Here is a 5947-nt window from a genome sequence, read left to right on the forward strand (position 1 = left end):
GCTCCTTCAGCGCCCTCAGAGATCGAGACCATGCCGAGCACCGACACCCCCCTGCTGACCTCCCTGCGCTCGCCCCGCGTCGTCGCCGCCCGCCGGCTGGCCAAGCGAAGCCAGCGCGGCAAGGAGCGCCGCTTCCTGGTCGAGGGCCCGCAGGCCGTCCGGGAGGCCGTCGCCTTCGGCAGGCTGCCGGGCAGCGGCGAGCACGCCGTGGTCGAGGTCTACACGACTCAGGAGGCCGCCGAGCGGCACGCCGGCATCGTCGAGGCCGCCCTGGCCGAGGGGCTGCCGGTGCTGACCGCCACCGACGAGGTGATCGCCGACATCTGCGACACCGTGACCCCGCAGGGCATCGTGGCGCTCTGCCGCTTCATCGACACCCCGTTCGACGAGGTGCTCAAGGCCCGCCCCAAGCTGGTCGCGGTCCTCGCCCACGTGCGCGACCCCGGGAACGCTGGCACGGTGCTGCGCACCGCCGACGCGGCCGGCGCGGACGCCGTGGTGCTCACCGACGCCTCGGTGGACCTCTACAACCCGAAGGCCGTCCGGGCCTCCGTGGGCAGCCTGTTCCACCTGCCGGTGGCGGTCGGCGTGCCGGTCGAGGAGGCCGTCGGCAGGCTGCGCGAGGCCGGCGTCCGGGTGCTCGCCGCGGACGGCGCGGGGGAGCGCGACCTGGACCAGGAGCTGGACGAGGGCACGCTGGGCGCGCCCGGCGCATGGGTGTTCGGCAACGAGGCGTGGGGGCTTCCGGAGGAGACCCGCGCGCTCACCGACGAGGTCGTGCGCGTTCCGATCCACGGCCACGCCGAGAGCCTCAACCTGGCCACGGCCGCGGCCGTCTGCCTGTACGCCTCGGCCCGGGCGCAGCGTTCGCCCGGCGGCTGCCGCTCGAACGCCTGACGCACCCGGGGGCGCACCGGGATCTCCCCGCTGCAAGCCCTACTACACCCGCCTGGGAGGCGCTAGGGTCTGCCTCTGTGGGGGGAACGGCACGGTGGGTAATCGGGGAGGCAACCCATGGTCGGCAGCGGGCCAGAGCTCGACCCGGACGACCTGCCGGACGGCCTGGTGGTCGCCGACGCGCTGGGCCGGGTGGTCTGCTTCAACCGGGCCGCGGCCCGGCTCACCGGCGTGCTCCCGCAGGCCGTGCTCGGCAGCGGGCTGGAGGACGCCCTCCCGCTGGAGGACCTGGACGGCCGCCGCTGGTGGCAGCTGACCGACCCGTACGGCGGCCTGGCCATCCGCACCGGCCAGCCGGAGCGCAACCTGCTGCTGCCCGGCGGGCGTGAGGTGCTGGTCTCCGCCCGGTACGTGCGCGGCGCCCCGGGCGGGCCGCTGGAGCGCCTGGTGATCGCGCTGCGCGGCACCGAGGCCCGGCGCCGCACCGAGCGCAGCCACGCCGAGCTGATCGCCACCGTGGCGCACGAGCTGCGCTCCCCGCTGACGAGCGTCAAGGGCTTCACGGCGACGCTGCTGGCCAAGTGGGAGCGGTTCACCGACGGGCAGAAGCGGCTGATGCTGGAGACCGTGGACGCCGACGCCGACCGGGTCACCCGGCTGATCGCCGAGCTGCTTGACATCTCCCGGATCGACGCCGGCCGGCTGGAGCTGCGCAAGCAGGTGGTGGACCTGGCGGCGGCGGTGCGCCGGCACGTCGAGCGCAAGGTCGCCACCGGCATCCCCGAGGACCGCTTCGACATCCGGATCGGCGAGCCGCTGACCGTCCTGTGGGCCGACCCGGACAAGGTCGACCAGGTGCTGGCCAACCTGCTGGAAAATGCGGTGCGGCACGGTGAGGGAACTGTCACGATCGAGGTGGCACCGGCCAAGGAGGTCGTCGAGGCGCCCGTCTGGGAGCGCAACGGCACCCCGCCCCGCATTGTGGAAGGTACGGCGGTCACCGTGAGCGACGAAGGCAGCGGCATCCCCGAGGAGTCGATGCCGCGCGTCTTCACCCGCTTCTGGCGCGGCTCCAAGCGCGGCGGTACGGGCCTGGGCCTCTACATCGTCAAGGGCATCGTGGAGGCCCACGGCGGCTCGATCCGCGTCGACCGCGCGCCCGGCGGCGGCGCCCGGTTCCGATTTATCCTGCCCGCCGGGGTGCCCGACTTCATGCTCTGAGAAAGTGCGTGAACGCCAAGCACAGCCTGCTTCGGGATCCCGAGCAGGTCGGACGTCGTTCCCCCCGGACGGGCTTCGCGGCAGCGGTGATACACGCTGCGACTACACTCGACCTTCGGCGTTGGCCCAAAGACCTTGAGCACGGACGAGCAGGAGCACGGGAAAGATAGAGATGTCGGCACCCAACAAGTCGTACGACCCGGTCGAGGTCGAGGCCCTCAAGCCCGAGGTGGTGGAGCAGGCGCGGGACGAGGCCGTCGCCGCGTTCGCCGCCGCCGGCTCCCTGGACGAGCTGAAGCAGGCCAAGGTCGCCCACACCGGCGACCGCTCCGCGCTCTCGCTCGCCAATCGCGAGATCGGGGCCCTGCCCCCGCACGCCAAGGCGGCCGCCGGAAAGCTGATCGGTCAGGCCCGCGGGGCCGTCAACAAGGCCCTCGCCCAGCGGCAGGCCGAGCTGGAGGCGGAGCGGGACGCCCGCGTGCTGGTGGAGGAGGCGGTGGACGTCACGCTGCCGTACGACCGCGCCCCGCGCGGCGCCCGGCACCCGCTGACCACCATGGCCGAGCGCATCGAGGACACCTTCGTCGCGATGGGCTACCAGGTCGCGGAGGGCCCCGAGGTCGAGGCCGAGTGGCTCAACTTCGACGCCCTCAACCTGGGCCCGGACCACCCGGCCCGCTCGATGCAGGACACCTTCTTCGTCCAGGCCCCGGACGGCTCCGCCGACTCCGGCGTGGTGCTGCGCACCCAGACCTCCCCGGTCCAGGCCCGTACCATGCTCGACCGCGAGCCCCCGCTCTACGTGGTCTGCCCCGGCCGGGTCTACCGGACGGACGAGCTGGACGCCACCCACACCCCGGTCTTCCGCCAGGTCGAGGGCCTCGCGGTGGACGAGGGCATCACCTTCGCGGACCTCAAGGGCACCATCGAGGTGCTGGTCGAGAAGCTGATCGGCGGCGGCCTGGAGCTGCGCTGGCGCCCGTCGTACTTCCCGTTCACCGAGCCGAGCGCGGAGATCGACCTCCAGTGCTTCGTGTGCCGCGGTGAGAGCGTCGGCAACCCGGACCGCCCGTGCCGGACCTGCTCCTCCGAGGGCTGGATCGAGCTCGGCGGCTGCGGCGTGGTCAACCCGCGGGTGCTGGTCGCCTGCGGTGTCGACCCGAACCGCTACAGCGGGTTCGCCTTCGGCCTGGGCCTGGAGCGGATCCTGATGAATCGTCACAACGTCGCCGACATGCGCGACATGGTCGAGGGTGACGTCCGCTTCACCCTCCCGTTCGGGATGGAGATCTGATGCGCGTCCCGCTTTCCTGGCTGCGCGAGTACGTCGACCTGCCGGCCGGCGAGACCGGCCGTGACGTCGCGGAGCGCCTGGTCCGGGCCGGCCTGGAGGTCGAGACCGTCGAGCAGATCGGCGCGGACCTCAAGGGCCCGCTGGTGGTCGGCGAGGTGCTCTCCATCGAGGAGCTGGCCGGCTTCAAGAAGCCGATCCGGCACTGCTTCGTGAACGTCGGCGACGCCAACGGCACCGGCGACCCGCAGGAGATCGTCTGCGGCGCGACCAACTTCGCCGTCGGCGACAAGGTCGTGGTCGTGCTCCCGGGCGCCGTCCTGCCCGGCCCGTTCCCGATCGCGGCCCGCAAGACCTACGGCCATACCTCGGCCGGCATGATCTGCTCCGCCCGCGAGCTGGGCATGGGTGACGACCACAACGGCATCATCGTGCTCCCGCCGGAGTTCGAGCCCGGCACCGACGCCATCGAGCTGCTCCAGCTCGTCGACGAGGTGCTCGACATCGCCGTCACCCCGGACCGCGGCTACTGCCTGTCCATGCGCGGCGTGGCCCGCGAGGCCGCCGCCGCGTACGGGCTGCCGCTGGCCGACCCGGCGCTGCTCGACGTGCCGCCGGCGAACTCCTTCGGCTACCTGGTGAAGGTCAACGACCAGACCGGCTGCGACCGCTTCGTGGCCCGTACGGTCGTCGGCGTCGACCCGAACGCCAAGTCCCCGATCTGGCTGCAGCGCCGGCTCCAGAAGTCGGGCATCCGCCCGATCTCGCTGACCGTCGACATCACCAACTACGTGATGCTGGAGGTCGGCCAGCCGCTGCACGCGTACGACAAGCAGCGCGTGGACGGCCCGATCACGGTCCGCCGGGCGGCGCAGGGCGAGACCCTGACCACCCTCGACGGGGTCGAGCGCAAGCTCTCCGCCGAGGACCTGCTGATCTGCGACAACAGCGGCCCGATCGGCCTGGCCGGCGTGATGGGCGGCGCCTCCACCGAGATCCTCGACCCGGCCGCCGGCCCGGGCACCACCGAGGTGATCATCGAGGCGGCGCACTTCGACGCGGTCTCCATCGCCCGCAGCGCCAAGCGGCACAAGCTGCCCTCCGAGGCGTCCAAGCGCTTCGAGCGCGGCGTCGACCCGGAGGCCACCCGCGCCGCCGCGCAGCGCGCCGTCGACCTGCTGGTCCTGATCGCCGGCGGCACCGCCGAGGCCGGGGTCACCGACATCGCGGCCCCGCACCCGGTGCGCACCATCACCATCGCCGCCGACCTGCCCGACCGGGTGGCCGGCACCGGGTACGGCCGCGAGACCGTCACCCGGCGCCTCCAGGAGATCGGCTGCTCGGTCTCCGGTGCCGACGTCCTGGAGGTCACCCCGCCGACCTGGCGGCCCGACCTCACGGACCCGTACGACCTCGCCGAGGAGGTCATCCGGCTGGAGGGCTACGACAACGTCCCGGCCCGGATGCCCAACGTCCCCCCGGGCAAGGGCCTGACCGAGGCCCAGCGGGTGCACCGCCGGATCGGCGTCGCGCTGGCCGCGGCCGGCTACGTCGAGGTCAACAACTACCCGTTCCTCGGCGAGCCCGCCTTCGAGGCGCTCGGTCTGGAGGCGGACGACCGGCGCCGCCGCACGGTGAAGCTGGTCAACCCGCTGAACGACGAGGAGCCGGCGCTGCGCACCACGCTGCTGCCGGGCCTGCTCGGCGCGCTGCGCCGCAACGTCGGCCGGGGCAACACCGACCTGGCGGTCTTCGAGACCGGCACGGTCTTCCTGCCCAAGGACGAGCTGAGCGTGGCGCCGCGTCCGTCGGTCGACCACCGGCCCAGCGACGAGGAACTGGCCGCGCTGGACGCCGCGCTGCCGGACCAGCCGCGCCGGATCGCCGTCGCCCTCGCGGGCGAGCGGCTGCCGTCGGGCTGGTGGGGCAAGGGCGCGCAGGCCTCCTGGGCGGACGCCGTCGAGGCGGCCCGTACGGTGGCCCGTGCGGCCGGCGTCGAACTGACCGTCCGCCAGGGCCAGTTGGCGCCGTGGCACCCGGGCCGCTGCGCCGAGCTGCTGGTGGCCGGCACCGACCGGGTGGTCGGCCACGCCGGTGAGCTGCACCCGCGGGTGGTCAAGGCGCTCGGGCTGCCGGCCCGCACCGCCGCGATGGAGATCGACGTCGACCTGCTGACGGCGGACGGCGCCGAGCGCGTCAACGGCCCGGCGGTCTCCGGCTTCCCGGTGGCCACCCAGGACGTCGCGCTGATCGTCGACACCGCCGTCCCGGCCGCCGAGGTCGAGGCCGCGCTGCGTTCGGGCGCGGGTGAACTGCTGGAGGCCATCCGGCTGTTCGACGTGTTCACCGGCGAGCAGGTCGGCGAGGGGAAGAAGTCGCTGGCCTACGCGCTGCGCTTCCGCGCCGCGGACCGCACGCTGACCGCCGACGAGGCGAGCGCCGCCCGTGAGGCGGCCGTCGCCGAGGCCGTCGCCCGCACCGGCGCGGTGCTGCGCGGCGCCTGACGCGTCGTCGCCCGAGGAGGGCCCCGCCCCGGAC

General features: G+C 73.6%; 4 protein-coding genes. All 4 read left to right on the forward strand.

From position 1 onward, the window contains the following. Positions 1-30: 30 nt before the first annotated feature. The 4 genes from ACFU6K_RS28835 to pheT all read left to right on the forward strand — a co-directional run bounded on the left by ACFU6K_RS28835 (position 31) and on the right by pheT (position 5913). Positions 31-897 carry a TrmH family RNA methyltransferase gene (locus ACFU6K_RS28835; RefSeq protein WP_380667881.1) on the forward strand — a complete coding sequence of 289 codons (867 nt, stop codon included), beginning with the start codon at positions 31-33 and terminating at the stop codon, positions 895-897. A gap of 117 nt (positions 898-1014) precedes the next feature. Next, positions 1015-2118: an ATP-binding protein gene (locus tag ACFU6K_RS28840; protein WP_380667875.1), complete on the forward strand. Its 1104-nt coding sequence runs from the start codon at positions 1015-1017 to the stop codon at positions 2116-2118. A gap of 172 nt (positions 2119-2290) precedes the next feature. Continuing rightward, positions 2291-3412 carry a phenylalanine--tRNA ligase subunit alpha gene (pheS, locus tag ACFU6K_RS28845; protein WP_380667877.1) on the forward strand — a complete coding sequence of 374 codons (1122 nt, stop codon included), beginning with the start codon at positions 2291-2293 and terminating at the stop codon, positions 3410-3412. Beyond that, the gene (gene pheT / locus ACFU6K_RS28850; RefSeq protein WP_380667879.1) at positions 3412-5913 is read left to right on the forward strand and encodes a phenylalanine--tRNA ligase subunit beta; all 2502 of its coding nucleotides are present in this window, start codon (positions 3412-3414) and stop codon (positions 5911-5913) included. Before pheS ends, pheT begins: the two co-directional genes overlap by 1 nt. The last annotated feature ends 34 nt before the right edge of the window (positions 5914-5947 follow it).

Source organism: Kitasatospora sp. NPDC057512, from assembly GCF_042802135.1.
Classification (GTDB): domain Bacteria; phylum Actinomycetota; class Actinomycetes; order Streptomycetales; family Streptomycetaceae; genus Kitasatospora.